This window comes from Peribacillus sp. QJM3NY_7, from assembly GCF_056173225.1.
Map to the genome: position 1 here is coordinate 4,452,947 of NZ_CM149663.1, position 26,050 is coordinate 4,478,996.

The 26,050-nt window shown below is 41.6% G+C and carries 28 protein-coding genes; 8 read left to right on the top strand and 20 right to left on the bottom strand.

The genetic code is table 11. The annotated features are described in order from the left end of the window. Positions 1 to 70: 70 nt before the first annotated feature. The 3 genes from AC0VX1_RS21380 to AC0VX1_RS21390 all read right to left on the bottom strand — a co-directional run bounded on the left by AC0VX1_RS21380 (position 71) and on the right by AC0VX1_RS21390 (position 2,990). Complete coding sequence (locus tag AC0VX1_RS21380; protein WP_475468847.1) at positions 71 to 817, bottom strand: LytR/AlgR family response regulator transcription factor; 747 nt, start codon at positions 815 to 817, stop codon at positions 71 to 73. Next, positions 814 to 2,571 carry a LytS/YhcK type 5TM receptor domain-containing protein gene (locus AC0VX1_RS21385; RefSeq protein ID WP_475471852.1) on the bottom strand — a complete coding sequence of 586 codons (1,758 nt, stop codon included), beginning with the start codon at positions 2,569 to 2,571 and terminating at the stop codon, positions 814 to 816. Before AC0VX1_RS21385 ends, AC0VX1_RS21380 begins: the two co-directional genes overlap by 4 nt. Before the next feature lie 203 nt (positions 2,572 to 2,774). Continuing rightward, positions 2,775 to 2,990 carry a GerAB/ArcD/ProY family transporter gene (locus AC0VX1_RS21390; RefSeq protein ID WP_475468849.1) on the bottom strand — a complete coding sequence of 72 codons (216 nt, stop codon included), beginning with the start codon at positions 2,988 to 2,990 and terminating at the stop codon, positions 2,775 to 2,777. 167 nt (positions 2,991 to 3,157) lie between these two features. Between AC0VX1_RS21390 and AC0VX1_RS21395 the strand changes: the two genes are divergently transcribed. The 3 genes from AC0VX1_RS21395 (at position 3,158) to AC0VX1_RS21405 (ending at position 4,145) form a co-directional block, all read left to right on the top strand. Continuing rightward, positions 3,158 to 3,310, top strand: a complete 153-nt coding sequence (locus AC0VX1_RS21395; protein ID WP_475468851.1) for a response regulator transcription factor — start codon at positions 3,158 to 3,160, stop codon at positions 3,308 to 3,310. Between the two features lie 287 nt (positions 3,311 to 3,597). Continuing rightward, a complete protein-coding gene (locus tag AC0VX1_RS21400) occupies positions 3,598 to 3,918 on the top strand; it encodes a YbjQ family protein (RefSeq protein WP_034304199.1) in 321 nt (106 codons plus the stop codon). Beyond that, positions 3,918 to 4,145, top strand: a complete 228-nt coding sequence (locus AC0VX1_RS21405; RefSeq protein ID WP_034304201.1) for a hypothetical protein — start codon at positions 3,918 to 3,920, stop codon at positions 4,143 to 4,145. The genes AC0VX1_RS21400 and AC0VX1_RS21405 overlap by 1 nt, the downstream gene beginning before the upstream one ends. Before the next feature lie 64 nt (positions 4,146 to 4,209). Here AC0VX1_RS21405 and AC0VX1_RS21410 read toward each other — a convergent pair whose 3' ends face one another. The 5 genes from AC0VX1_RS21410 to AC0VX1_RS21430 all read right to left on the bottom strand — a co-directional run bounded on the left by AC0VX1_RS21410 (position 4,210) and on the right by AC0VX1_RS21430 (position 8,327). Further along, entirely contained in the window at positions 4,210 to 4,671 is a 462-nt protein-coding gene (locus AC0VX1_RS21410; protein WP_063235135.1) for a carboxymuconolactone decarboxylase family protein, read from the bottom strand. An 84-nt stretch (positions 4,672 to 4,755) separates the two neighbouring features. Next, complete coding sequence (locus tag AC0VX1_RS21415) at positions 4,756 to 5,625, bottom strand: RNA polymerase sigma-70 factor (protein ID WP_475468854.1); 870 nt, start codon at positions 5,623 to 5,625, stop codon at positions 4,756 to 4,758. A 243-nt stretch (positions 5,626 to 5,868) separates the two neighbouring features. Then, the gene (locus AC0VX1_RS21420) at positions 5,869 to 6,573 is read right to left on the bottom strand and encodes an LptM family lipoprotein (protein WP_475468856.1); all 705 of its coding nucleotides are present in this window, start codon (positions 6,571 to 6,573) and stop codon (positions 5,869 to 5,871) included. 320 nt (positions 6,574 to 6,893) lie between these two features. Continuing rightward, a complete protein-coding gene (locus tag AC0VX1_RS21425; protein WP_164468801.1) occupies positions 6,894 to 7,070 on the bottom strand; it encodes a hypothetical protein in 177 nt (58 codons plus the stop codon). A 360-nt stretch (positions 7,071 to 7,430) separates the two neighbouring features. After that, complete coding sequence (locus tag AC0VX1_RS21430; RefSeq protein ID WP_475468858.1) at positions 7,431 to 8,327, bottom strand: LysR family transcriptional regulator; 897 nt, start codon at positions 8,325 to 8,327, stop codon at positions 7,431 to 7,433. Between the two features lie 134 nt (positions 8,328 to 8,461). Here AC0VX1_RS21430 and AC0VX1_RS21435 point away from each other — a divergent pair, with 134 nt between their 5' ends. Together AC0VX1_RS21435 and AC0VX1_RS21440 are read left to right on the top strand one after the other, a co-directional pair. Further along, positions 8,462 to 9,445, top strand: coding sequence for a DMT family transporter (locus tag AC0VX1_RS21435; protein WP_475468860.1), 984 nt, complete (start codon positions 8,462 to 8,464; stop codon positions 9,443 to 9,445). Between the two features lie 10 nt (positions 9,446 to 9,455). Beyond that, positions 9,456 to 9,599 (top strand): YrzO family protein, encoded by a 144-nt coding sequence (locus tag AC0VX1_RS21440; RefSeq protein WP_133350491.1) that lies wholly within the window; start codon positions 9,456 to 9,458, stop codon positions 9,597 to 9,599. A 438-nt stretch (positions 9,600 to 10,037) separates the two neighbouring features. On the opposite strand, the gene AC0VX1_RS21445 is transcribed toward AC0VX1_RS21440, so the two are convergent. The 12 genes from AC0VX1_RS21445 to AC0VX1_RS21500 form a co-directional block, all read right to left on the bottom strand. After that, positions 10,038 to 10,664 (bottom strand): class I SAM-dependent methyltransferase, encoded by a 627-nt coding sequence (locus AC0VX1_RS21445; protein ID WP_475468862.1) that lies wholly within the window; start codon positions 10,662 to 10,664, stop codon positions 10,038 to 10,040. Positions 10,665 to 10,710: 46 nt separating this feature from the next. Next, entirely contained in the window at positions 10,711 to 11,616 is a 906-nt protein-coding gene (locus AC0VX1_RS21450; protein WP_475468864.1) for an NAD(P)/FAD-dependent oxidoreductase, read from the bottom strand. A gap of 66 nt (positions 11,617 to 11,682) precedes the next feature. Continuing rightward, positions 11,683 to 12,096, bottom strand: coding sequence for an RrF2 family transcriptional regulator (locus AC0VX1_RS21455; RefSeq protein ID WP_096340025.1), 414 nt, complete (start codon positions 12,094 to 12,096; stop codon positions 11,683 to 11,685). Between the two features lie 355 nt (positions 12,097 to 12,451). Further along, the gene (locus AC0VX1_RS21460) at positions 12,452 to 14,356 is read right to left on the bottom strand and encodes an endonuclease MutS2 (protein ID WP_475468867.1); all 1,905 of its coding nucleotides are present in this window, start codon (positions 14,354 to 14,356) and stop codon (positions 12,452 to 12,454) included. 654 nt (positions 14,357 to 15,010) lie between these two features. Then, entirely contained in the window at positions 15,011 to 15,163 is a 153-nt protein-coding gene (locus AC0VX1_RS21465) for a hypothetical protein (RefSeq protein WP_153246156.1), read from the bottom strand. Positions 15,164 to 15,350: 187 nt separating this feature from the next. Next, complete coding sequence (locus tag AC0VX1_RS21470; RefSeq protein WP_475468870.1) at positions 15,351 to 17,069, bottom strand: adenine deaminase; 1,719 nt, start codon at positions 17,067 to 17,069, stop codon at positions 15,351 to 15,353. A gap of 16 nt (positions 17,070 to 17,085) precedes the next feature. Further along, positions 17,086 to 18,150: an ABC transporter ATP-binding protein gene (locus AC0VX1_RS21475; RefSeq protein WP_048687495.1), complete on the bottom strand. Its 1,065-nt coding sequence runs from the start codon at positions 18,148 to 18,150 to the stop codon at positions 17,086 to 17,088. A 15-nt stretch (positions 18,151 to 18,165) separates the two neighbouring features. Next, a complete protein-coding gene (locus tag AC0VX1_RS21480; protein WP_048687496.1) occupies positions 18,166 to 18,954 on the bottom strand; it encodes an ABC transporter permease in 789 nt (262 codons plus the stop codon). A 6-nt stretch (positions 18,955 to 18,960) separates the two neighbouring features. Next, positions 18,961 to 19,785 carry an ABC transporter permease gene (locus AC0VX1_RS21485; RefSeq protein ID WP_096340021.1) on the bottom strand — a complete coding sequence of 275 codons (825 nt, stop codon included), beginning with the start codon at positions 19,783 to 19,785 and terminating at the stop codon, positions 18,961 to 18,963. Positions 19,786 to 19,809: 24 nt separating this feature from the next. Further along, positions 19,810 to 20,739, bottom strand: coding sequence for a nucleoside hydrolase (locus AC0VX1_RS21490; protein ID WP_098863931.1), 930 nt, complete (start codon positions 20,737 to 20,739; stop codon positions 19,810 to 19,812). Positions 20,740 to 20,760: 21 nt separating this feature from the next. Further along, entirely contained in the window at positions 20,761 to 21,798 is a 1,038-nt protein-coding gene (locus AC0VX1_RS21495; RefSeq protein ID WP_475468874.1) for an ABC transporter substrate-binding protein, read from the bottom strand. 192 nt (positions 21,799 to 21,990) lie between these two features. Next, positions 21,991 to 22,341: a DUF2294 domain-containing protein gene (locus tag AC0VX1_RS21500; RefSeq protein WP_095679093.1), complete on the bottom strand. Its 351-nt coding sequence runs from the start codon at positions 22,339 to 22,341 to the stop codon at positions 21,991 to 21,993. 360 nt (positions 22,342 to 22,701) lie between these two features. Between AC0VX1_RS21500 and AC0VX1_RS21505 the strand changes: the two genes are divergently transcribed. From AC0VX1_RS21505 to AC0VX1_RS21515, 3 genes are all read left to right on the top strand, one after another. Then, positions 22,702 to 24,237, top strand: a complete 1,536-nt coding sequence (locus AC0VX1_RS21505) for a maltose/glucose-specific PTS transporter subunit IIC (protein WP_057278334.1) — start codon at positions 22,702 to 22,704, stop codon at positions 24,235 to 24,237. Between the two features lie 31 nt (positions 24,238 to 24,268). Continuing rightward, complete coding sequence (locus tag AC0VX1_RS21510) at positions 24,269 to 24,961, top strand: N-acetylmannosamine-6-phosphate 2-epimerase (protein WP_475468876.1); 693 nt, start codon at positions 24,269 to 24,271, stop codon at positions 24,959 to 24,961. A gap of 143 nt (positions 24,962 to 25,104) precedes the next feature. After that, the gene (locus tag AC0VX1_RS21515; protein ID WP_230136805.1) at positions 25,105 to 25,959 is read left to right on the top strand and encodes a MurR/RpiR family transcriptional regulator; all 855 of its coding nucleotides are present in this window, start codon (positions 25,105 to 25,107) and stop codon (positions 25,957 to 25,959) included. Positions 25,960 to 26,050: the final 91 nt, after the last annotated feature.

Below are 26,050 nucleotides of genomic sequence, written 5' to 3' on the forward strand. Positions count from 1 at the left end.
AAGTTATAATGCAGATATCGAGGGATGGACTGCATTATGACGAAGATAAAATGCAGAATTATGAAAATTTTTAAAAACCGATCAGCTGCTTTAGCTCCTTCACATACGTCCGGCTTACCGGGATGTTTGATCCGTCACTCATAATGAGATTATAAGTCGAGTTGAACCAAGGCTGTATTTCGGATATATGGATGACATTCACGATAAAACCGCGATGCACCCGTAAAAATGAGTGCTTATCGAGCTTCTTTTCAAGCACGATGAGAGGGTCGCCGATTTTATATTCATTTTTCCCGGTTTTAATGACCGTCTTTCCTTCCACGAGACCTATGAACAAAATATGATCCCGGTCGATCAAAACAATCCGATCATCTATTTCTACAGCCAATTTACCTGTCTGTTCCACCGCCATTCGGCTGGCGGGAGCTGCTGATCCGGATTCTTCTTTCCCGATTTGACGCTGCTTCATGAGCTTATCCAATGTTTGACGTATCCTTTTTTCATTAAAGGGCTTCAATAAATAATCAAATGCATATAACTCGAAGGCTTGGAGGGCAAACTCATCATAAGCGGTCGCAAAAATGAGCGAAGGTGCGGGGTCAAGTTCCGCCAATTGCTTAGCCAACTGCAAACCATTGCCATCTGCAAGCTCAATGTCCAAAAAGACAAGTTCAGGTTTAAGGCGGGAGATATCCCTCATGGCATCTTCTATCCCCTCGGCTTCACCCACGACCTCAACTTGCCTGCTTCTCTTCAATAGATATTTCAATTCATCTCTAGCCAGTGGTTCATCCTCTACGATAAATGCTTTCATCATCGTTGCCATACTCCTTTCTCGTTGAGTGGTATTGATATGTTCACTTTGGTTCCGTGTCCCGCTTCACTTTCGATCGAGAGACTGGCCTGACCTTTATAGATCCCTTCCAGCCGTTCACTGATATTATGAAGGGCCGTTCCTGTTCCCTTAGCCGATTCTACAGCATGCTTGCCCAATTCATCTATTCTCCCGCCCGGAATCCCTTTTCCGTCATCCTCCACAACAATGTGCATCGCATCGTCTTTAAAGTATGCGCGGATGATGATTTGACCTTTGTTTTTCACATGTGGAAATGCATGGTGTACAGCATTCTCAACAAGTGGCTGCAATGTGAATGGAGGGATGAGAACTTCCTTAAGCCTTGGCTCAATGCGATAATCGATATGATATTTATCTGGAAAACGAGCCTGCTCCAGTGATAAATATGCGTTAACATGCTCTAATTCCTTTTCTAGCGGCACCAGTATTTGGCGGGCCCCTTGTAAATTAGAACGAAAGAAGGCACTGAGCTCCTGCAATAAACTTCTTGCCTTCTCGACATCCGTCCGGCATAGAACGGATATCGTATTGATTGCATTGAATAAAAAATGAGGATGGACCTGTGCCTGCAATGCCTTAATTTCAGCATCTTTCAATAATTTCGTTTGCATTTCCGCTTTTGCCAGTTCCAATTGAGTGGAGAATAGTTTGGCCAATCCTTCAGCTAACTCTTGTTCCACTTGGCTTAATTTATCCGGATGCTTGAAATACATCTTCAAAGTCCCGACCGTTTTCTGTTGGACCTGCAACGGCAGGACTACGGCCGCTTGCAATGGACATTGATCATGAAAGCAATAAATGTCCTTTTTTGTTTTGGCCACGATGATTTTCCCTTGTTCAAGGGCTTGTTTCGTTAAGCCTGTCGCTATCCCCACCTTAGGGACATGGTGATCTGACGCAGCTCCAACATGTGCAAGCACGCTATGCTCATTGGTAATGGCCACGGCATCAGCTTCAGTCAGCCCCAAGATGATTTGGGCTATTCTCTTGCATGAAGTTTGATTCAGACCTTGCCGGAAAAAGGGCAAAGTCTGATCCGCAATCAGGAACGCAAGATTGGTTTGTACGGCCCGAGTCCGTGCTTCGTCCCTTGTGATCGACTGAATGATGAGCATGAAAAGTAAAGTCCCGAATCCATTGATAATGATCATGGGAATCCCGATTACTTGTACGAGCTCCCACGCCCTTTCAAAGGGTTTGGCCGTCACCAGGATGATGCCCATTTGGACCGCTTCCAATGCCATGCAAATGGGCAGGGCAAACCAAGGGGTGATCGTCCCATGCTTTCGCCGCCTTTTCCCCAAAAGACCCGATAAAACCCCAGCCAAAATTGCAGCGACCGCACAAGCCCCCGCCGTAAAGCCCCCGAGAAAATAACGGTGAAGCCCCGCAATCAAACCTACTCCCAACCCAACAAAAGGTCCTCCCAGCAGACCGCCGATAGCCACGCCCATAATTCTTGTGTTGGCAATCGCGTTATCGGGAGCAATCTCAGCATGCCAATCACCCTCCGGCATGGCATGGTTTCCGATTTCGATTCCTGTATAGTTACTTATGATGCCGAATGTTCCAAAAAGTGCGATAAGCATGATTTTCTTCGACATTTCATGTTCATGGCCTATCATTTGCCGAAAGGGTTTCATATAAGAAAGCAGGAAGGCAGCAATCACGATGATCCCCACTTTTTCAAACAGCGACGGTAATAAATCAACCAAAGCATTCATCCCTTTTCTGGCTTTTTCATTCATCTTACACCAGCCATGAAATCCTTGTCGAATTTTGTTTTTACGATTTCAAGAACATGGAAAAAATGAGGGACCATATCGGAGAAAAAGCTAGAATATGATTCAATCTAAAAAAAGCCTATAAATACCAAGGCTTTTTCAATAGAAAGAAATCATTTTATCCGAGTCGTTTTTCAAGGAATCGGACAACTGACGAGAGTAGTTATTATATAGGAAATCCAGGCATCCTGCTTTGCCAAATTGACTAGCAGCGCAGGTACATTAAGTATCGAACCTCCTATCGTAAATATGATGACCAATATAAGAAATTCTCCTGAGCTAATTTTGCCTTTCTCGAGCAAAATCAAATTTCCGGAAAGGATTTTAGTGTTATATCTTCCCCCTTCCATGAAATTAAAAATAAGGAATTAAGTGAAAATTTCAAAATGATTTCTGAAATGCTCGCTAATCAAATCTCCTACGAGTTACATGTCAACCGTGAGAAATTATTAATTGAAGAAATAATAAAAACAGATAGATTGTCTTTATTCACCAGGAATCGCAAAATAATGTTGATTTGCGGATCATCCAGAATATAACGCAAGGTCTCAAAGATAAAGAAATAGCTGATAATCTGCATATTAGCGTTTCTACAGTTCGTAACCAAATAAATAAACTGTTTGAAGAATTAGACGTGGCCTCCAGATCACAATTAATCAGCTTGTTATGAAAATAAATTGCATGAAATTCTTCATGAAGTGAAGATGGAAAACCGCAATTTATAGTATTTTTAGAAATAATAAGCGAAATTCATTTTGAATGTGTGCAATGAGCATCATAAATCTACACACATATAACCATTGTTAAGAGGGGTAAAGCTTATATTATGTTAAAATTTAAAGGAATGATTATTGCGCTTGATAAAAAAGGAACTACATATAATATTTAAGCTAATTTGTTTAGGCTTTCAGTTCAGGAAAATTTCATAATAAAGTAAATAAGTCGGAGGCGATTAATGTGTTGGTAGTTACCACAGAAAAAATTGAAGGATACAAAATTGTAGAGGTAAAAGGGCCTGCCTTCGGTCTAATTGTAAGAAGCAGAGGGATTGGCGGCGATATCATGGCAGGGTTAAAGTCCCTGGTAGGCGGAGAGATCAAGCAATATACAGCGATGCTTGAAGATTCAAGAAAAGAAGCTATGGACCGTATGATAAAAAATGCCAATGAAATGGGTGCAAACGCAATTATAATGATGAGATATGATTCTGGGGAAATCGGTACGAATATGAGCGAAATCGTTGCATATGGAACCGCCGTCATTGTGGAGAAAATATAATGAAATTCATCATAGGGTACTATATATTACAAATTATTATAGTTATCTTATGCATTTTACTTGGATACTTTATCTATGATAAACGGTTTAAACGCAATCACGGTGTAAAAGTTCCTGATGGATTTCAATCGACAGATGAAATAAATATAGACCCTGTGACAGGAGAAAAAACAAGGGTGTATTATAATCCTGACACAGGTGAACGCTTTTATAAAAAAGAAAAATAATTTAAAAGCCACGTGTTTACAATTAAAACCCCTTGTAATCATACAAGGGGTTTTGATAACGACATTATTTTTCCATTACAGGCTTATAGTGCCCTGGTATGTTTTGGGCTGAAATGGCCAATCGGTTCCAGCCATTGATGGTGATGATTATGGTAACGAGATCGATATATTGCTTTTCATCAAAATGAAGGCGGACCCTCTCATACAGTTCATCAGGTACACCGTTTGCGGAAATGGCCGTGACCGCTTCCGTCAATTCCAGCGCTGCCCTTTCCGAATCAGAATAGAATGGTGTTTCACGCCAAGCACTCAAACAGTAAATTCTTTGTTCCGTTTCACCCATTGCCCGGGCATCCTTTGTATGCATATCCAAGCAGTACGCACAGCCATTGATTTGGGAAGCGCGAATTTTTATCAATTCGATTAATGTGCTATCGATTTCCGTTGTTTTCTTGTACTCCTCCAAACCCATCATTAATTTGACCACTTCACGATTTGTCTTCATGTAGTTAATCCGTTGTTCCATGTCTATCTCCTCCATTAAATCTTTTTAGGTTCCACTTATAAGACAAAATAGAGGTTTGATTTGTGACATCCAAAAAAAGACCCCTCAATCTATAACAGGGATATGATTTAATTTATCGGGATTGGTGACAATGAAGATTTTGCGGATATTTTTTTGTTTTGGTTCTAATTCAAAGCAGATGACTTTGGTAGGCTTTCCTTCTTTCATTTGCAAAATTCCTTCCTGGCCATTGACCATCACCGGAAGAAGTTCTCCTATGAAGCCTCCTTTAGCGGAAACGCCTTTAAGAAAGGCGGATACGCGCTGTCTGGTTACAATTGGGTTTAATGCAGAAAGCACTTTACCTCCGCCGTCAGTAACAAGGACAACATCTTCTGTAAGAAGATCCAAAAACTCCTCAAAGTTTCCTGTCGCAGATGCTTTTATGAATTTTTTTGCCAAAAGATCGACATGTTTCGTATCCTCCGGATGGACGGGCCTATCATTCTGTAATTTCCGCTTAGCCCGGCTGTAGATCTTTCTGCAGTTCACTTCATTCTTTTCCAGCATCTCGGCGATATCTTCATAGCTGTAAGTGAATGCTTCCCTAAGCACGAAAACCGCTCTTTCAACAGGTGAAAGCTGTTCCAGCAAAACGAGGAAGGCATATGCAACCGTTTCATCCGTTACGACCTTATCTAGAGGCTGATCTGTTTCGTTTACCCGAGGTTCTGGCAGCCAAGGACCTGTGTAAACCTCTCTTCTCTTACGGGCTGATTTTAAAAAATTCAGACAGCGATTTGTCGTCATTTTCGCAAGATATGCTTTCATGTCCTTAATTTCGTCGGTATCAAGCTTAAGCTGCAGGAATAAATCATGAACGATATCTTCTGCATCTGTAACCGATCCGAGCATCCGGTATGCGATGGAAAAAAGAAAAGGTCGATATGTCTTATATAATGTATCCAACTCCACTTGCTTCACCTATTTTCTATCAAATTCGTTTTTCGAAAACCTATCACTAATTATTCTCTAACCCAATCATTTATCCTTCTAGATCGAATAAAGCAGACAATCCTATCATACAAAAAAGAGCAGCAAAAGAGCTGCCCAGACTGTAGACCAACTATCTCCCTACCTTTCAACAGGATTCCTTACCTGACAAATATATTACCACTCACTGTTAAAATGGTGTACCCAATTTCGGATACTCATTGATCAAGTTGCTTCATACCATACGATATCATCAAACATTTTTACAACCCGCGGTATGAAGCCTTCTTCATAATCTTCCGGGTATTGAACGATCGCATAGTAAACACGGTCGCCATGTTGAAAAACGGACACTGTACCCAATATGGAGTAATTACTGCCCTTCTGACTAATGTCAAATTCCACCTCAGACCAATCAAATCGGTTAGGCGAATTATCAGATCGCTGTTTTATCTCAAAGCCGTTGCTTATCACAACTTCCCTCGCAAACTCCTTCTTTTCTTCTATTGTCGCATTCGCACCCTCACTTTTGGAAAAAATCTGAACTTTGGCATCCTCATTTCTCTTGCCTGCAAAATTCGCAAAAACAATCATTGCATCTCCTTCACCAGAACTAGCCTCTTCAACGACCATGTCATCCACGATGTAGGTTGAGAATCCCAATGCCTGACTATGATGAAGCGTGAATTGGAATGGTTCTTCCATACCTTCCAATATGATCGTATCCGTTTTCGTATTTGGCAGACCTTTTGTCGGGTCTTCAACCGATTCACCTGAAGGACCTTCATCTTGCCCGCCGGTTTGCTTAGGATTATCATTTGGCTTTTCTGAAATTGGCGGAGATTCCTCATTTCCCTCCTGGACTCCTTTACAAGCACTAAGTCCTGTTACCAAAAAAACGGCTGCCAAAATCAACAATATCTTTTTCATTGGAACCCTCTTTTCTTGTGTTTTAACAAATTATTATACGGTCCCATATGGAAAAAAGTTACATTGCGTTTCATTGAAATATCAGACTTTATCGACTTAAAAAGATCGATATTCCACTCGTTCCGAAAAAGAAAATATGAGATTAAATTCACTTTGATGCGTCTATATCTTTATTTAACTAAACCATTCAATAGATAGTTTGAGTAGGAGTGCTTGAATGTATGATAATGTAAAGAATCGCACGTTCAAAAGGCCGCCAATTGGCGGCCTTCATTACTTCCCTTGCCTTATATGTACTAATTGAAAAATATATGTTTTGGTTAAGATCCAATGCTATGTTCTACTGCAGTATCCCAATTAGGAAAATAATACAATGCATTCTTCATTAACTCCGGATCTGACTTCTTTACCTCTTTCTTTCGAGGTAGCTTCCCTTCTTTTTCTACTAAGTCGGAAATTTGATTCACGACTTCTTCAACACTCATATTTACTTCCATCTCTGTTCCCTCCTTTTTGTTCTTATTTATATATTTTCCCAATTAATGAAAAGTAATACAGTCTTTCGATAACTAAACTACCAGTTTAGCTATAGGAGGGTATTTTTTCTCTCATTTGAATGTATGACAAAAAGCCAACGAAATCGTCGGCTTTGTGTCTAAATAATTCCCAAAATACTTTCTAGAAGTAACATGATTAATAAACGACAAGCATAAGGAACCGAAGCAATAATAAATGCCATACCATGCTATATCGCTGTCCCAGTTTCGCCATTTTTATGTTTTACTTTATATGAATAGTTTCGCAGCCTATTCAGCAATCCCCTATCATTCTATGCAAAGCGATTTGCTGCTCACCCTTCATATCACCTCAGGAGCTGTTTCTGGATTTTGCTTGAATCGGTCTTCATGATGAGCTTCAATCGTTTGCAGAAAGCTTTTTATGGAGTTTGTCATATAAGCATCTTTACGGTGAATGAAGACTGTCGAGATATTGCGGTATTCTTCCGGAATTGGATGCACGTGGACTTTTTCATTGGCTGTTAGGTGATTTACCGCCGATTGTGGTACGAGGGTAATGCCAAGGCCGAGTGTTACGCTGGTTAAGATCGTTTCCAATACATTGAACTCCATGATCCTTTTGGGCATCACCTCTTCTTCCCTCAGCCATTGTTCCAGTTTGGAGCGATAGCCACACCCCTGACTGAATACTAAAAATGGTTCTGTTATGATTTCTTCAAGGTTAAATGTTTCATTTCTTGTAACTAATACAAGTTTTTCTGTACAGACATCGTATGGCTGAATGAGCGGATGTTTGATCGGTCCTGTAACAAAAGCGCCATCCAGCCTGTGTTCAATGACATCTTTGATTAAGTCTTCCGTTAACCCCGCCTTTATGGATAAATCGACATTTGGATACTGTTTATGATAGGAGGCTAGAATCTTGGGAAGATCGCTGACCGTTTCAACTGTACCGATGTTCAATATCCCTGTAGGTGTTTCACTATCCAGGAATACTTGCTTGAGTTCTTCTACATCAAGCAAAATTTTGTTTACATACTCCAGCATCTTTCTGGCCTCCGCAGTTAGTGACATGCCACGTTTATGCCTATTGAATAAAGGCGTCCGTAACTCCTGCTCTAAATGCTTAATCCTCGCCGTTACATTGGATTGGACGTAATTCAACTCAACAGCCGCCTTACTTACGCTGCCATATTTAGCGACGCACTGGAATATTTGCAAATCCCTCATTTCCACAAAAGTGCCCCCCTTTCTCAACTATCATTAATAATGATGATTATATTCATTTTAAGTCATTTTACATGATAATGACTTTATCATAAGGTGTGTATAGGAATTAAATCAATCATTATTTTTGAGGGGAAGCTTTTATGAAAAAAAATCAAGTTTTAATCGGTGCACTTTTATGTTTGACTGCCAGCATTTCTTGGGGAGCGATGTTTCCAGTTGCAGAAAGGGCTTTAATGTATATTGATCCTTTTTATTTCGCTTTTTTGCGATATTTAGCTGTTAGCGTCATTTTAGGGATATTGCTTTTAATGAAAGAGGGTAAGAAGTCTTTTAGCCTGGAAGGGCAAGGAAAGAAATTATTGTTTTTTGGGACGATGGCTTTCACTGTCTACAATTTTCTCATTTTCGCAGGTCAAGATTTACTGGGGCATAACGGGGTGATTGTTGCTTCCATCATGGAATCATTAATGCCCATGATTTCAATTTTAATTTTGTGGGTTTTCAAAAGTGCCAGACCCATGAAGTATACCATCGCCAGCATGTTCCTTGCCTTGATAGGGGCCATTCTTGTCATTACCAATGGAAGCTTATCATTCGTATTTTTATTGAAAGATAGCATCATCCCTATCGTTTTCATTCTTATCGGGGTTATAGGGTGGGTTATTTATACGATGGGCGGCAACCAATTTAACGGATGGTCAACACTCCGCTATTCGACTTTAACATGCATTTTAGGAACAGCCGTATCAGCCATCATAACCTTCCTCGCAACGGCGATGGGCCTGTCCGTCCCTACGGCAGAGGTTATGCAATCCATTTATGGCGAGATGATTTTCATGATTATTTTCCCTGGTGCCATAGCCCTTTTAAGCTGGAATTTAGGCATTAAACTTTTAACGCCGATCAATGGAATCCTATTTATCAATTTAGTTCCAATCACCACGTTAGCCATCGTTTTCAGCCAAGGGGGATCACTATCATCCTACGAATTACTCGGAACTTTTTTAGTGATATATGCTTTGATTCAAAACAATTATTTTCAAAGAAAAAACTTGCCTTTCCGGGTTGAGAAAATGAATTCAAGTGAGAAGAAACACTTAATTAAAGGTACACAACATCAATAGGAGGGCAACAATGGATTTACTAACGCTTATGCTAATCTTTGGATTGGCTGTACTTTGGGAATTGGCAACGATTAATAAGAATGTGAAAAAGATGAATGAGCAAAATGCAGAATTGATCAATCTGTATAATGAAAGAAGGAAAAGAATTCAATAAAGTGGACTTTTGGCAATACAACGCAAAAAAGCCTCTCATTTAGAGAGGCTTTAGACTGTAGTCAAACTCGATGAAAATCGAGTTTGACTACAGTTTTTTTGCTTGCACAAATTTGGACGTTGATTGGAACGTAGGGCACTCGCTTTCCGCGGGCGGTCCGCCCTCGGCGCACTTGCGCCTGTGGGGTCTCCCTTGGACTCGCTCTTCCCGCAGGAGTCTCGTACCTTCCATTCCAATCATCTTTTTTATTTAGATCTAATAACTGAAGCCTTTTAAAGAGGCTTTTTTGCATTTTGATGATCGTACTATTCACCAAGCTTAATCGTTGGCCCTATATTCAAGCTCAGCCTTCACTTTGTCGGCGGACTTAGAGCAAATAGAAAAGAGCATGTGTTGAAAAAATGATTGATCAAAACATGCTCTTTTTATAAAGTCATTCTAGTCCTTTTGACATTTTACCATTATAAATTTAAATGGAGGTTTATTTTCCATATTCTTATGTGGCTCAATAATTTCTGAAAACTCTATCAGTCCATAATTCCCAAATTCTTGTTTAATCGAGTCGGAATCATAAAAAAACATTTTTATCCCTTCCATTATCTCGAAATAGTCTTTACCCAGTTGTTTGCCCTTTCCAAACATTGGGGCTTCCTTTGAAATAGTGGTGAAAATCATATATCCGTTTGGCTTTAACTGATTATAGCAATCTTTAATAAACTTATCTCTCTCACGATTATTCAATAAGTGAATAAGGGCATAACAAAATATACCATCATAAAGTTTGTTATCAAAAGGCATATCGGTTACTGAACCATGAAAAATATTAAGATCAAGCCCATTTTGCCTTGCCAATTCAATCGCTGTTTTTGAAATTTCGATACCTGTTACATGTATTTCGTTGTCCGTAAAAATCTTGGCATTTCTGCCATAACCAATACCAGGAATCAATAGATCCTTAACTTTCTTTTCAAGGAAAAAATCCTTTGTCAAGATTGCAGAGTCTGAAGGTTCAAGTCCCCACATCATTTGATTTTCTATAAAACTTGATTCCCAGATTTCCGTCATACTTCATTCTCCTTTACAAATGGTCTCTTTCTTTTAAAAAAGGATTTTATGCCTCCAAAAGAAAGGCAGCTTCAACTATATCCATGATGACTCCTGCCGCCGCTTTATTGCCCTCCGCCGCCGCAATAACTATCTGAGAAGGCGTGCTGAGTGATGTATCTCCGCATGCATATACCCCTTCAACCGTTGTTCGTCCAAATGAATCCACTTTAATTCCGCCGTTCGGAGTGATTTCGCAGCCGAGCTGTTCCGCAAAAGGAGCGGACTGCACCAAGTCTGTCACCACAATCCCTGCCTCCCTTTGGATTTCACGTCCGTTTTGCAAAAGGATTGATGTCAGCTGCCCTCCTTTCGATTCAAGACCTTCAATCTTTTCTTCCACGACTGTCACGTGCTGCCTAGCCAAGATATCCTTCTCCTCAACAAGCAACTGATATCCATTTGTAAACACCATTACATCACCGCTCCAGTTTGACAGCAGTTTTCCCATATGAAAAGCCCGTTCATTTTCCGCAATCACCGCCAATGCTTGGCTCCGCATTTCCCAGCCGTCACAAAATGGACAGCCAAAAACACTCGTTCCGTATACATTCTGAATGCCTGGAATCTCCGGCAAGACATCCCGAAGACCTGTTGCGAGAAGCACTTTTTTCGCCATGTAATCCGTTCCGCCTTTCGTTTGAATCCGGAACACACCGCTGGCTTTTTCAATAATCTCCACCCGCTCCTTCTTAAGGGAGACGGACGGATATTTCTGGACATCCGTTCTTGCCCGCTTCTTGAACTCTGACGGCTTTACGCCATCCTGTGTGATAAATCCGTGCGACTCCTGCGTCACCCGGTTACGGGGTTTATCCTCATCAAACAAAATTGTTTTCCGTCCAGCACGCCCCATGACCAATGCGGCATTCAGTCCTGCAGGTCCTCCGCCAATAATTACACAATCCAACACATGCAACACTCCTTTTTTATAAAATCTATTAGAGACCCTTAATATCCTTAATTTGTGTAAAAAAATTTATTTTTCTTTTTTTATCTCCTTACTCTGCTCCGCAATGCTCTGAATGGTCCGTCCAGCAAGTTCTTTCTTCATGTTGCCTTCCGCCTCGATCATCACGCGCTCAATTAAACAATCGCTTTCTTCATGGTCAAACGCACAGTTGAAAAGCACCGACTGACCCTCCACCGCTTCAATAACATCCAGAAACGAAATGTCCTGCGCGCGGCGTGAAATACTGTAGCCGCCTTTTGCCCCTGGCACTGATTCAATTAATCCAGCCTTCACAAGCTTCGTCAAAATCTTCGACAAGTACGTCGGGGACAAATCCTGCAAACACGCCAGCTGGTCCACGCTTACCGTATGACCTTTTGGTTCCATCGTTAAATGCACCATTGTATGCAGTGCATAATTGGTTGCCTTTGAATACTTCATTGATGCACCTCATAATTAAAACTATTACAGACTTTTAATATCTGTAATTGATTGTAACTCAAGCTGCAAAAAACCGCAAACTTCTTTACCTCACCTAACGATGATCATACTGCCGAAATCTTTTCTTGTTATAATTCTAAACCTACATTTTTTAAACAAAAGTACGCTCATATTATGTATTACTTTTTAGAAAGGGTATATCCACACGAGAATGTAAGCCAAAAAAATATGAGCCCTGTTCATACAGAACTCATACCCTGCCAATGTCTAACTTTTTTTGTGGAACACGGTTATCACAACCACTTTATTACAATTTCATAAATCATCCGTTTTTCCCGTTCAAAATTCCCCCTGTCTATTCACCAAGCTTCTTCCGGATATCCGCTGCTACGTTCTTTAGCGCCTTTTTCGATCCCCGCTCTAAGTCATGGTTCAATTTCCTTTCTTTGTAGCTGACAAATAAAGAATCGAGATCATAGCCTTCAGGATATAAATCGACGGCCTTTATTTCAAGCTCGAGCTTATTGGCATGAACTTCCTTGAAGGTATCTTCGAAAAGTACGACGACATTATTGAAGGAGTCCTTTTTCTTATAAACGATCGCGTATCCATTCAGTTCGCTAACCTTCACTTTGTCGCCGACTTCATATTCATAAGATGATTCTTTAGGAACGGCCGCTGGCTTCGCTTTTTTGATTTTACTTTCCTGGACACGCTCCAAATCGTAGTCTTTATTTTCGATATAGAGCTTTGCCTTTTGCAGAACCTTTTCACGGACATTCATTTTTTTGGCTATCCAAAGGGCATTGCTTTCCCCGGATTGACCGATCAACAGTTTGTATTTTGGCTCAAGTGTTTCGCTGTTGAATTGCATGGCGGCATTCATGAAATCACTGTGTATTTCCGAGTAGCGCTTGATTTCACCATAATGGGTCGTCGCAACGGTTATGCACCCCCTTTGATAAAATTCCTCAAGGATGCTAATCGCCAATGCGGCTCCTTCATTCGGTTCCGTTCCGCTCCCGATTTCATCGAACAGCAGCAAGGAGTTATTGGTTATTGCCCCCATGATTTCCGAGATGTTTTTCATATGCGATGAAAACGTGCTCAGTGCATTTTCCATGCTTTGATTATCACCGATATCGACGAATACCTGGTCAAAGACGGCAAGCTCCGTCCCCTCTTTCCCGGCAACATGCAGTCCTGACATGACGGCCAATGTAAGGATTCCGATCGTTTTCAGGACGACAGTTTTTCCCCCGGCATTAGGACCTGTGATAATCAAGCTGCGATAGTCCTTACCGATTTCAAAATCCAAAGGTACGCTGTCTTGCGGCAATAGTGGATGCTTACAGCCCGTTAATTTAATATAACCGTAATCATTGATTTTCGGTTCGATGGCATCCATGCTTTTACTGAACTTGGCTTTTGCGAAGATCATGTCATATTGACTGATCAACTCGATGTTTATCTTGATCGGTTTCAGCTGTTCGAAAACCGTTCCGGATAATGTGGCCAAAAGTTGATACTCTTCCATCGATTCCTCCGCCTTTAAGCTTGCCAATTCTACACTCAATTTCGTAACAGAGGCAGGTTCAATGAACACGGTAGCCCCTTTTGCGGATACTTCCACGATCGTTCCGGCCACTTGATTTTTATAGGAGGCTTTGATCGGGATGGTGTAGCGATCATCCTTTTTACTGATGAAAAATTCCTGAATGAACTCTTTATTGGCTCCGCTCTTCAAGAACTTATTCAGCCGTTCCTCTATTTTACCTTCTGTCTTGATGATTTGGTTCCTGATCCGTTTCAGGTCCTTGCTTGCTTCGGAAACGACAGCCTTTCCCTTTATGGTGAATTGGATTTCTTCTTCAATGCTCCTGAATTCAGTCATGGATCGGGCGTAGGAATGCAGTGTCGGTGCAAAGAACTCTTTATCGGTCATGAATTTCTTAATATTCCTGCAGCCTCTTAAGAAGTCTGCTATCGCCACTAACTCTGACGGCTCCAAAATCATTCCTTTTTCCAGTTTGTCGATATGGAGGCCAATATGTGAAATGCCCTTTAAGGGAACATGGCTTTCCGCATTCAGTAAGTTCCTTGCCTCCGTGGTCTCGTTCAAACGACTTTTAACGACCTTCAAGATGCCGCTCGGCTTAAGCCGATCCAATAACGCTTTTCCTAAACCGCTTACGCAATGGTTTTTAACCATTTCCTTGAGTTGGATATATTGTAATTTTTCATAAGTCATTGTATTCATCTAATGATCCTCCTTGAATGAGTGAGTGATTAAAAAATTCCCGAATCCAAAAAATGCCCGCAATGGTCCCCCTACCTTTACAAATGAACAAGCCATTTGAGTAGAAAGCTCCTGCGGGCATCGGCCTTATCCATGGATAAGTGCCTGAAATCGATAACAAATAGGGCAGCTCGAATAGACCTGCGTACACAAAAAAGCATGATAGGACAAATCCCACCATGCTTTTCGCCGTAACACCTGCATGTTACACGAATTATGGAAAAGGAAGCAGTCTTAAGGTAGGTATTCACAATGCAGAATTGCACTGTGAAAAAAGGCATACGTAATCCACTGACAAATCAGTGATTAAATACCTTATTCAACTAAATTAGTTGATACCTACTCCCGACATAAAACACCACACCTTTTCTTAGATTGGAATTAACATACCATATTAGTAAGAAATAGTCAATTCATTTTTGCGGTTTTCCAAAGTTTCATTAAAAGATTTAAGAAAAAAATGCAGCCAAGCCCATGGTACTCCCCTTTTCATTGTCTGAATATTTACTTTAAAATCGGGGTATGTTATCCTTATATTGACATAAACTAAAAACAGCCTCATGCGCTAACATGAGGCTGACAACTAGCAAGAGTGGTTGGTCACAACTAACTTAATTAATCGTCAGAAGAAGAACCATTGCCATCTTGGGAGGATGAGTGGTTCTTTTTCCGTTTCTTGGCGAACATAGACAGGATAAGACTGGTTGCTACAGCAACAAATATCTCTTTACCCATATCTGTAATCAAGTTCAATAAGAAATGAATCAAGCGGTCACCTCCTTTCCAATCTATCATTAGATGGAAAAGCAAAGCGTGACCTACCACTCTATCCTCAGTTGTCCCTCTATTTTATCATATTTTTCCCCTAATGGTAATTATATGAAAATAAACAAATCCAGCTAACATTTGATGCATTAAGAAAGGGGATTATCCATTGGATAATCCCCTTTTCGGTTTAAGCTTCATCACTCATCATGAGAGGGACTGTTTTCCCTTCGTTCACGTTGATCAATCCATGGTCGGTTATTTTTAGAGCCGGGCTGACAGGAAGCGATAAGGTGCTTAATGACATGATGACATTATAATGTTCGTAGCCTAACGATTTAAGTGCATCTGTCAGGTGCTGAACTTGCTTTGATACGATGTCCATCGGCTCTTCGGAAAGAATCCCTCCAACCGGAAGTGGAATCATCGATAGGACCTTGCCATCGTGGACGCAGCAGACACCGCCTTGCTTCCTTATTACTTCGTTAGCGGCAATCATCATATCCTGCTTATTATGGCCTATCACCAGAAGATTATGGTTATCATGCGAATAGGTTGTGGCGACAGCACCACGCTTCAATACATCGCCGGTGATCAACCCGTGCGCCCGATTACCGTTTTTCCCGTATCGTTCGAATGTGGCGATTAAACCATAAGGGCTTTCTTCCCAGCTTAATTGACCATCCTTCCCTTCGATACGATCATGGGTTTCAGATGTGAAAGTAGAACCGTTCTGCACGTTTATGATCCGGCACTTGCTGCTTTCAAGACTCTCCGGGATCGTGATGTTAAAATCGTTTTCGGTAAGTTCCGCAAGCTTCACACTTTGATAGAAATGCTCAGGAAATTGTTCTTCCTTCACTTCTTGGACATAGGGGCGTGAAGATTCATAAACTAGTTCACCTTTTTTGTATACTTGTTCAATTTCAAATGTTTCCAAATCCGATAGCAGCAGGAAATCTGCTATTTTCCCAGGTGCAATGGCGCCGCGGTCATGCATCCGCATCCGCTGTGCAGGTGTATAGGTGCATGCATAAATGGCTTTTTCCGGAGTCATCCCCATTTGGACGGCTTTCTTTAAAAGGACGTTCAGATGTCCTCTGTTTTGGAAAGAGTCGGTCATGACATCATCGGTGACAAAGCAGAAATGTTCATCCACCTGATTTTCCTTCAAGTAATCTATCACTTCTTCTGTCATTGATTTCTCTTGAATCTCAATGAACATGCCGGCAGCGATCCTCGCATCCATCCCTTCCACGGTCTGGTGTGTATGATCTGAATTCACTCCGGCATTCATAATCTTTTGCAAGTCCAAGTCAAGCAGCTTTGGAACGTGCCCCTCTATGATCAAATCTGGATAACGGGAACGGATATGGGACAAGATCTTATTCGTTTTGCAATCCGGGTCGGTTATGACTTCATAGTAATTCATGATCTCGCCGAGACATATAATGTCCTCGGTTTGCATCAATTCGTCTATATCATCTATTTCGATCGAACCTCCTGTTGTTTCCATCGATGTCGCAGGAACGGAACTCGGGATGGCATAAAACATATCCGCTACGCAATCTTGACTTGCTTTGATCATTTCCTTCACACCGGAAATGCCGAAAACATTGGCCATTTCATGCGGTTCCGGCACGATTGTCGTCACGCCATTTTTGATTAGCCCGTAGGAAAAAGTCGCAGGCGTCACCATCGTACTTTCAATGTGGAGATGGATATCGATCAGACCTGGAACCATATACTTCCCCTGTCCATCGACGATTCGATCCGGCTCGAAGGCATCCAATTCACGTTCTCCAATATAATAGAACTTTCCATCCTTGATGGCTGCATTCCCTTTAATGAATCTTTTAAAATAGCTGTTAAACACGTTGATATCCCTTACAAGCATATCCATTCGCATAACTTCCCCCCCTAAGCTAGTCAACAAGCACCATCTGGTTTCTCGGAATTTCAAGGATGATTTCCTGACCCGTCCGGTAGGATTCCGCCATTTCCTTGTTCACAGTGAAATCCCCTATTGGAGTTTCAACGACATATTGATAGCTTCTTCCAAGATACGTACTTACCTTGACTCGGCCAGGTAAACTATTTTCCTGAACAGCTCCCGTGTTATCTTTTTCCCTGATCAACAGATCGTCCGGCCTGATGGCGCCTATTTTTCCCGTTGAATTGCTCATCTGCGGATCCTTGTGCAGCACAAATGAGTATCCAGATTTGTTCAGTTCGATTTTACCGTCATGATCTGTCCGCTTATCGAAGTCAATGAAGTTCTTGAAGCCGATGAAGTCCGCGACAAATTTGGTTTCAGGATATTTGTAAATGGTCGCAGGGTCACTAAGCTGTTCGATGATCCCTTTATTCATGATCGCCACCTGGTCGGATATCGAAAAGCATTCTTCCTGGTCATGGGAAACATATACCGTTGTAATCCCCAGCTCTTGTTGGATACGGCGAATCTCGACTCTCATATTCACCCTTAAGTTGGCATCAAGATTACTCAATGGCTCGTCAAATAAGAGGATGTCCGGCTCAATCACCAGCGCCCTGGCAATCGCGACCCGCTGCTTTTGCCCTCCAGAAAGCTCTTGGGGATATCGTTTTTCAAAACCTTTTAAATTAACGATTTCGAGTACATTCATTACTTTTTTTTCGATTTCACTTTTTGAATTCTTTCTCAGACGGAGACCGAATGCAATATTATCGAATATCGACAAATGCGGAAATAATGCATAGTTTTGGAACACAAAGCCAAAATTCCGCTTGTTGACGGGCACTTTCGTATAGTCCTTTTCCTTGAATAAAAACTTCCCTTCATTCGCCTGTAAAAACCCGGCAATTAAACGCAGGGTCGTCGTTTTCCCACAGCCGCTCGGGCCAAGAAGGGATACCAGTTTCCCTTTTTCAATCTCAAGATTGAAATCCTTTAATATATTCTGTTTGTTATAGGCTACAGATATATCTTGTAAAGTGAATAAAGCCACCCATCATTACCTCCTTTATCGTTTTGTGAAATAAGACAATCCCATGAGCCGTTCCACTATAAACATGAAGAAAGCGGTTATGAACATGAGCAATACGGAAATGGCCGAAATGGTGGGATCGAAGTAGTTCTCCACATACGTCAGCATCTGAATCGGAAACGTACTTACCCCCGGGCCTGTCATATAAACTGAAATGTCTACATTATTGAAGGATTCCAAGAAGGCGATCATGACTGCCGCCAGAATTCCTGATTTTATATTCGGGAGGACGACTGTAAAGAATGTGCCCAATTTACTCGCTCCGAGACTCTCGGCCGCTTCTTCAATGGAAAAGTCAAAGTTTGATAAGCTTGAAGAAATCACACGGATGATGAAAGGCAGCATGATAACAGTATGTCCCACAAACAGGGCCGCATATATCGGAAGCTGATAAGTCCCCACAATGTAACGTAAAAACGCAAAGCCCAGCACAATTCCCGGTATTAATATCGGAGAAACGAAAAAGGCATTTATCACGCTTTTCCCTTTGAAATCAAACCGGCTTAATGCATAGGCAGCCGGCACTCCCAGTAACAGTGCCAAAAGGTTGCCACCCAGTGAAACAAGGATGGACGTTTTAAAAGCGACCAAAAACATGTCCACATTAAAAATATTTTCGTACCATCTGAAAGAAAACTCTTCTGGCGGGAACTTCAAAATATTTCCGCCTTCAAATGACGTAACGGATATGATAAGCAAAGGCCCTAGTAAAAAAAGGAACACCAGGAATGTAAACAGGGCCAATCCTCGATTTTTTTCCTGCATACACCTCTACCCCTTTGGATTTAATTTTTTTGCCAAACCATTCATGATCGATATGATCAGGACGGTCACGGCAATCATTATCGTAGCGACTATCGATGCCACTTGCCATTCATTCAATGTAATCGCGTTTTGATAAAGAAAGGTCGAAATGACCCGCTGTTTCCCGCCTAATAAAGCAGGCGTAGTATAAGCCGTGAAGCTTCCTACGAAAACAAGGATGCTGCCAATGACCAAACCTGGAACCGAAAGCGGAATGATCACTTTTGAGAATACGGCCAATCTTGATGCTCCAAGGCTCTCCGCCGCTTTTAATAAGTCCGTCTCGATGTTCTCCATCACACCCACCAGCGTCACGATGATCAATGGCAGGAATAAATGGACCAATCCGATGATGATGGCAGTGGGCGTGTACAATATATCAAGCGGCTTTTCAATCAAGCCCATGCCCATCAGCAATTTATTCACGACACCGTTTTTACCGATGATCACCATCCAGCTGAATGAGCGGACAACAGGGCTTGTTAATAGCGGGAAGATCGTCAGCAAAAGCATGATGGCTTTTTTTCGTTGTTTCAGTTTTGAAATATAATAAGCTGCTGGAAATCCCAATAGAATGCAAATGATTGTCGTGAACAGACTCACCCTAAGTGTCGTCAGCAGAATTTCAATAAAGTATCGGTCTTGGAAAAAATCGAGATATCCTTGTACGGAAAAACCGCCGCCTTCATGAAAAAAGGTCGTGCCAATCGTCATTAGGATCGGAATGATCATGAAAATCGTTAAAAATAGAACGCCTGGTAACAGCAACAGGTATAGATAGCGTTTCTTCACCTCGGAACCCCCTGTTCGTATTATTTATGAATTGATTATGCGAATGAACAGGTCGAAAAATGCTTCCGCATCGACGTCCAGACAAACTTGCGCATTCGGCTGCTTCATCAGCCTATTTTGAAAGTCGCAAACCATCTGTCCGTCACAAAGCTCGCTTTTTGTTTCAACATCCACATAATATTCTTCTCTGGTGACAAGATCTTCTTGCAATGCGATGGCTACAGCTAATGGATCATGCATCGCACATGCCCATATACCGTTACGTTCAAAATACCTTTTCCGATAATCTGATGTACTTTGCCTTATATAGTCAGCAAGTTCATGGTTTTGAATCAATTGAATATGCTCTTCACCCAATAGAACCTTTCTCGTGACATCAAGACCAACTTGCGTGATGGATGCGAATCCCGCCTGTAATACGATTTTGGCTGCTTCAGGATCGACATACGTGTTATATTCAGAGGTCGGCGTGACATTGCCAACCCCTTTGATCACTCCGCCCATGAAAATGACTTCTTTAACGAGCTTGGTGATTTGCGGACATTTTTTCACCGCCAATGCCAAATTCGTAAGAGGTCCAGTCATGACAAGCGTCACTTCACCAGGAAAATTCAAAATGGAATTGATGATGAAATCAGAAGCAAATCCATCATCAGGCCGCTTTTTGACTGGCACATCCTTCAAGGCTCCGCCAATCCCGTCTTCGCCATGGATCCGGTGTTCAAAAAAGGGGCTCCTTATAATCGGGCTATCTGCCCCCTTTATGACTGAAATGTCCTGTTCATTCAATAAATCCAATATTTTGCATGTATTCAATGTGGCCGTATCAAGGGATACATTCCCGTTCACCGTTGTGACCGCCAATATGTCGAATTGACGGCTTTTAACAGCAAGAATGATCCCGATTGCATCATCTATTCCAGTATCCACATCAAGAATCATTTTTTTCTTCATTAAGCACACCTCGTTTCTTTCTTAGTGTGTAAGCTCACGATTCCAACGATCGATCCATTGTTTCGAGTTTTCATTAACAAACTTCATGTCCAATACACGCAAGCTGTCAATGACGTCATCTCCATAGGTTAAGCCTTTCGCTTCCGTTTTAGAGAGCTTGACTTCCGTATTGACAGGAGAATCCACTTTCGCTTTCGCTGATTTTTCCTGAACTTCCTTGCTTAAGATGTAATTCATGAATTCGCCTGCCAATTCTTTTTGATCGCTGGCTTTAACAATATTCACCGTATTCATCACTGCGTAGCCGCCTTCTTGAGGGGAAATGAACTTAGCATTGGGAACGGCTTCCTGTAAATCGCCAAAATACATTTCCATGATCGGGCCTGCAGCGATTTCCCCTTGCGAGAACATGTTGACGAACTCTGATGTTTGCCCATATTCCTTCACCGCATTCGGCATGATCTTTTTCATTTGATCGAACGCTTTATCCTCATTGAACTCTTCACTTCCGCTAGCTTTTGAAGCGGCATCCAAAAACATCGGTCCAGTTGTCGAAGTGATGGATGGGATCGTGATCTTCCCTGCCATATCCTTGCTCCAAAGATCCTTCCAAGAGGTGATCGGTTTACTCAATTCATCTGGATTATAGGCAATCCCAAATTGTGCAATGGTATAGGCTGGTCCATACTCAGCACCATTCGGCGCTTTTGCTTTGTCGTAGATATGATCAATATTCGGAATTTTGCTATGGTCAACTTTCTCAAATAACCCTTCATCGATTCCCTGCTGTGCATAGTAGTCGGATAAATAGATAACATCCACATCGCTATTCGCTTGGCGCACTTTGTTCAATCGATCTGCATTATTTCCTGAATCAACGACAATCTCGACATTATGCTTCTTTTCAAATGGCTCATAGACTTCAGGACGGAAGAAATCATCGGCGAATCCCCAAGTGGAAACGACCAATTTAGCTGGTTTTTCCTTTCCATTGTCCTTTGAAGAACATGCAGCTAAAACTAATGTGAGCAGTGATAACATCATCAATATTTTTTTCATCATCCAAACCTCCAAGTTCATATTGTTTAAAATTTCCTTTTTACTGATTTACATGTAAAAAAAGACAATCTTAAATAGAATTGAAATTCTACCCAAGATTGTCTTTTCTTTGTAAACAAAGATAAAACTTATCATTTGGTTCTCTAGCGGCGTCCCCTCCAGATAAATCCGAAGGGAAATCCACTTATATGATTAAATAATTTTTTCCTTCAGTACTATATTGGTGAATGCCAGCTGCGTCGCTGAGTCATAATCCCTCAGGACAGCTTCGATATCCCAATTCGTTTGCGTTTCCAGCTTTTGTTTCAGTTTCTTTTTATAAAGCAGGGACATATGGAAGTCAACCTCCTGCTTCAGGCTGGGAACTTCCCCTTCTAAAGCTTCAGAGCGCGGGGCACGTCGATGTTTGGCCTGAAATGTAATCACATTCTGCTCAACAGTAACCTTCAGCAGCGTCGTACCAAAGCCGAACAATTCCTTCGATACCTCATTATACATATGAGAAAGCAATTTCTTCGTTTCGTTAGCGTTTATCGGTAAGATGACTATCACCTGCCAAACTATCGTTTGAGGTAATTATATATACTTTTTTTTGATTGCACAAGATAATATTCGGATTTTGCACAAAAAAAAAGTTTTTTCTTATTAAATAGTACGTTTACTCACCAATACACGAATTATAAAAATAAGCAATAAAGATTTCAATATATTCATATAACTTTTTATCCAATCCAGCACCTTCTATTATTGAAAACTTTTTCAGTGAAATAGGCACAAGATTGAAAACAGTTGATATAACCTTGCATCGCATTGAAAACGCTCTCAAAGGGATTTAATATAGCTAGTATAGAGCGATAAAAAATAAAGAGTATCAAAGGCTCGTTAAATGAGGGAGGAATATTTATGAAGAAAGCTTTCGAGAAAGCGCAACAATTCGGTAAATCTTTTATGCTCCCGATTGCCGTTTTGCCAGCGGCCGGTTTATTGCTGGGAATTGGCGGTGCTCTTTCCAATCCAAATACAGTTGAGGCTTATCCATTTTTAGACTTTGCTTGGCTGCAGGCCATTTTCACGATCATGAGTTCTGCAGGAAGCATCGTATTCGGCAACTTGCCGGTTATTTTTGCCGTAGGTGTTGCAGTAGGCCTGGCACGTTCGGATAAAGGGACCGCTGCATTGGCCGCCATGATCGGCTATTTCGTCATGAACAGTTCAATCAATGCACTGCTTCAAATAACCGGGGAACTTGCCAAAGAGAATTTGGCAGGTGCCGGACAAGGAATGGCGGTCGGGATCCAGACACTGGAGACCGGTGTGTTCGGCGGTATCGTAGTAGGGATCGTTGCCGCACTTTTGCACAATAAATATAATAAAATTCAGCTTCCGCAAGTGTTAGGATTTTTCGGGGGTTCCCGTTTCATTCCCATCATCGTTTCCTTCGCATCCATCTTGGTTGGAGCCGTGCTTTTTATCGTATGGCCTTATTTCCAACTTTTCATAAACCAATTAGGTGCGCTGGTAACGAGCACAGGTACGATCGGGACTTTCTTTTACGGATTCATATTACGGATGCTCGGGCCGTTAGGGCTGCACCATATTTTCTACCTTCCCTTCTGGCAGACAGCTTTAGGCGGAACGATGGAAATTAAAGGGCAGCTTGTCAGCGGGACCCAGAACATCTTCTTTGCACAATTGGCCGACCCAACTACCGTCAAATATTATGAGGGTGTTTCCCGGTTCATGTCGGGACGGTTCATCACGATGATGTTTGGTCTGCCTGGCGCGGCATTGGCCATTTACCATTGCGCTAAACCTAAAAATAAGAAAGTCGTGGCCGGTTTGCTGCTTTCAGCTGCCTTGACCTCTTTCTTAACAGGCATCACCGAACCGCTTGAATTCAGTTTCTTATTTGTCGCACCGATCCTTTATGTTTTTCATGCCTTGTTTGACGGACTTGCCTTCATGATGGCAGATATATTCAATATCACGATCGGTCAAACCTTTTCTGGAGGATTCATTGATTTTACTTTATTCGGGATACTCCAAGGCATCAGTAAAACAAACTGGATTTATGTACTTTTCGTCGGCATTCCGTGGTTTTTCCTATACTACTTCACTTTTAAATTCTTGATCAGGAAGAAGAATTTGAAAGTGGTTGGCCGTGAAGATGATGAACAGGCCGCTGTTACACAAGTAACGGCATCAGAAAGAACCCAGACCATCGTTAACGGATTGGGCGGACAGGAAAATATCGAGATCGTCGATTGCTGTGCAACCCGTCTCCGTGTCACGGTAAAGGACGAAACATTGGTGAAAGAAGACGTCATAAAACAAACCGGTTCAAAAGGTGTCGTAAAAAAAGGAAACGGCATTCAAATAGTTTACGGTCCCCAAGTGACGATCATCAAAAATGAAGTGGAAGAATTCTTGGGACATTGAGAATATAGACAACGATAAGGACGTGTTAAACATGCAACAGGTGCTGGATAAAATTCACAAGGGCTTAATTGTATCATGTCAAGCATTGGAGAATGAGCCGCTGCACAGCTCTTTTATTATGGGACGCATGGCCATTGCTGCCAAAGAAGGCGGTGCGAAGTGCATTCGCGCAAACTCTGTAGCTGACATAATGGAAATCAAGAAAAATGTGGACCTTCCAGTCATAGGGATCATTAAACAGGTGTATGGACGAAACGATGTCTATATCACTCCCACCATGACCGAAATCGATGCATTGATGGAAACCAAAGCGGAAATCATTGCGACGGATGCTACAGCCCGTGTAAGGCCGGACGGTAAAACGTTAAAGCAGTTTTATGGTGAAATAAGGGCAAAATATCCGGATGTCCTGCTAATGGCGGATGTATCCACCATTGAGGAAGCCAAATACGCTGACGATTTAGGATTCGATATTGTGGCGCCCACTTTATACGGCTATACGAACGAAACTCTCGGAGAGAAAATATATCAGGATGACTATGCTGTGCTCAAAGAGATTGTAAAAGCAGTGAAAAAAGCGAAAGTGATCGCGGAAGGAAATGTCATCACACCAGAAATCGCCCGCTCTGTATTGGATATGAACGTCCATGCAGTAGTGGTGGGCGGTGCCATTACCAGGCCGCAGCAAATCACCAAAAGATTCGTCGATGCCATCCAAGAATAGAACATGGCACATAGTAATGAAAAGACCCAGACTGGCAACAACAGTTTGGGTCTTTTCTTTTTTCATATTCCTGTTTCCGTTCCTCCGGTTATTGACGTCCCTGCTGGATACATTAAACTATAAATACAGATAAGAAATCCGAAATGGGTGATCAAATGGAATACCTAGCAGAAAACCTCATATACGGCATAGAGTGCAGCATGGACAAGTTCACCAAAACAGAGGAAGAATTGGCCCATTATATTCTGCAGCGCCCTGAAGAAGTAAGTCAGTTAACGATCAGTCAAATAGCTAAAAAGCTCCATATTTCACCTGCAACCATTACGCGTTTCTGCCAGAAATTAGCCTTTTCTGGGTTTAATGAGTTCAGGCATGAGTTAAAAAGGTTCGTCGATCTCCGAAATACGCCGAAAAACATGAAGAACATCAAGCAGGTGGATTATTTCGCTAAACTGTATCAAGATCACTTAGGTATCATTGATAATACCTTTCATATAACGACATATGACAATATCCAAAAAGCTGTCTCTTTCCTTACAAAGGCAAATAAGATTCATGTATATGGAATAGGGAGTTCTGGTATAGCGGCCCAGGAGTTCAAGTCCAAGTTCTTTCGTATCGGCTTAACTGTCGAAGCCATTACAGACCCCCATCAGTCCATGATGGATGCAGCTTTAAGTAACGAGAATAGTGTTGTCATCGGCATTTCCATTTCCGGAACGACGAAAGAAGTGATTTCTGCAGTTAAAATCGCAAAGAAGCAAGGCGCATGCATCTTGGTCTTTACTGGAGATAAGAATTCCGCACTCTCCCAGCTTGGCGACCTAACACTATTGGTCACAAGCAAAAACAGCATGCATATGGGACAAAACATCTCTCCATTGCTTCCGCTCCTTTTGCTTTTTGATTTATTATATACAGAGTTGGTAGCTAAAGATTATAAAAACCGGATAAGCATCAGGGAAAAGACTTTAAAGGTATTAACCGAGACCGACTGACTTTCGGCATCTGAAAGTTATCAGTTTGCTTGCTTAGCTGAACCTTGTGCAATAGTCCTTGTCGTTATTCTTCATAAAAAAACTGCATCTC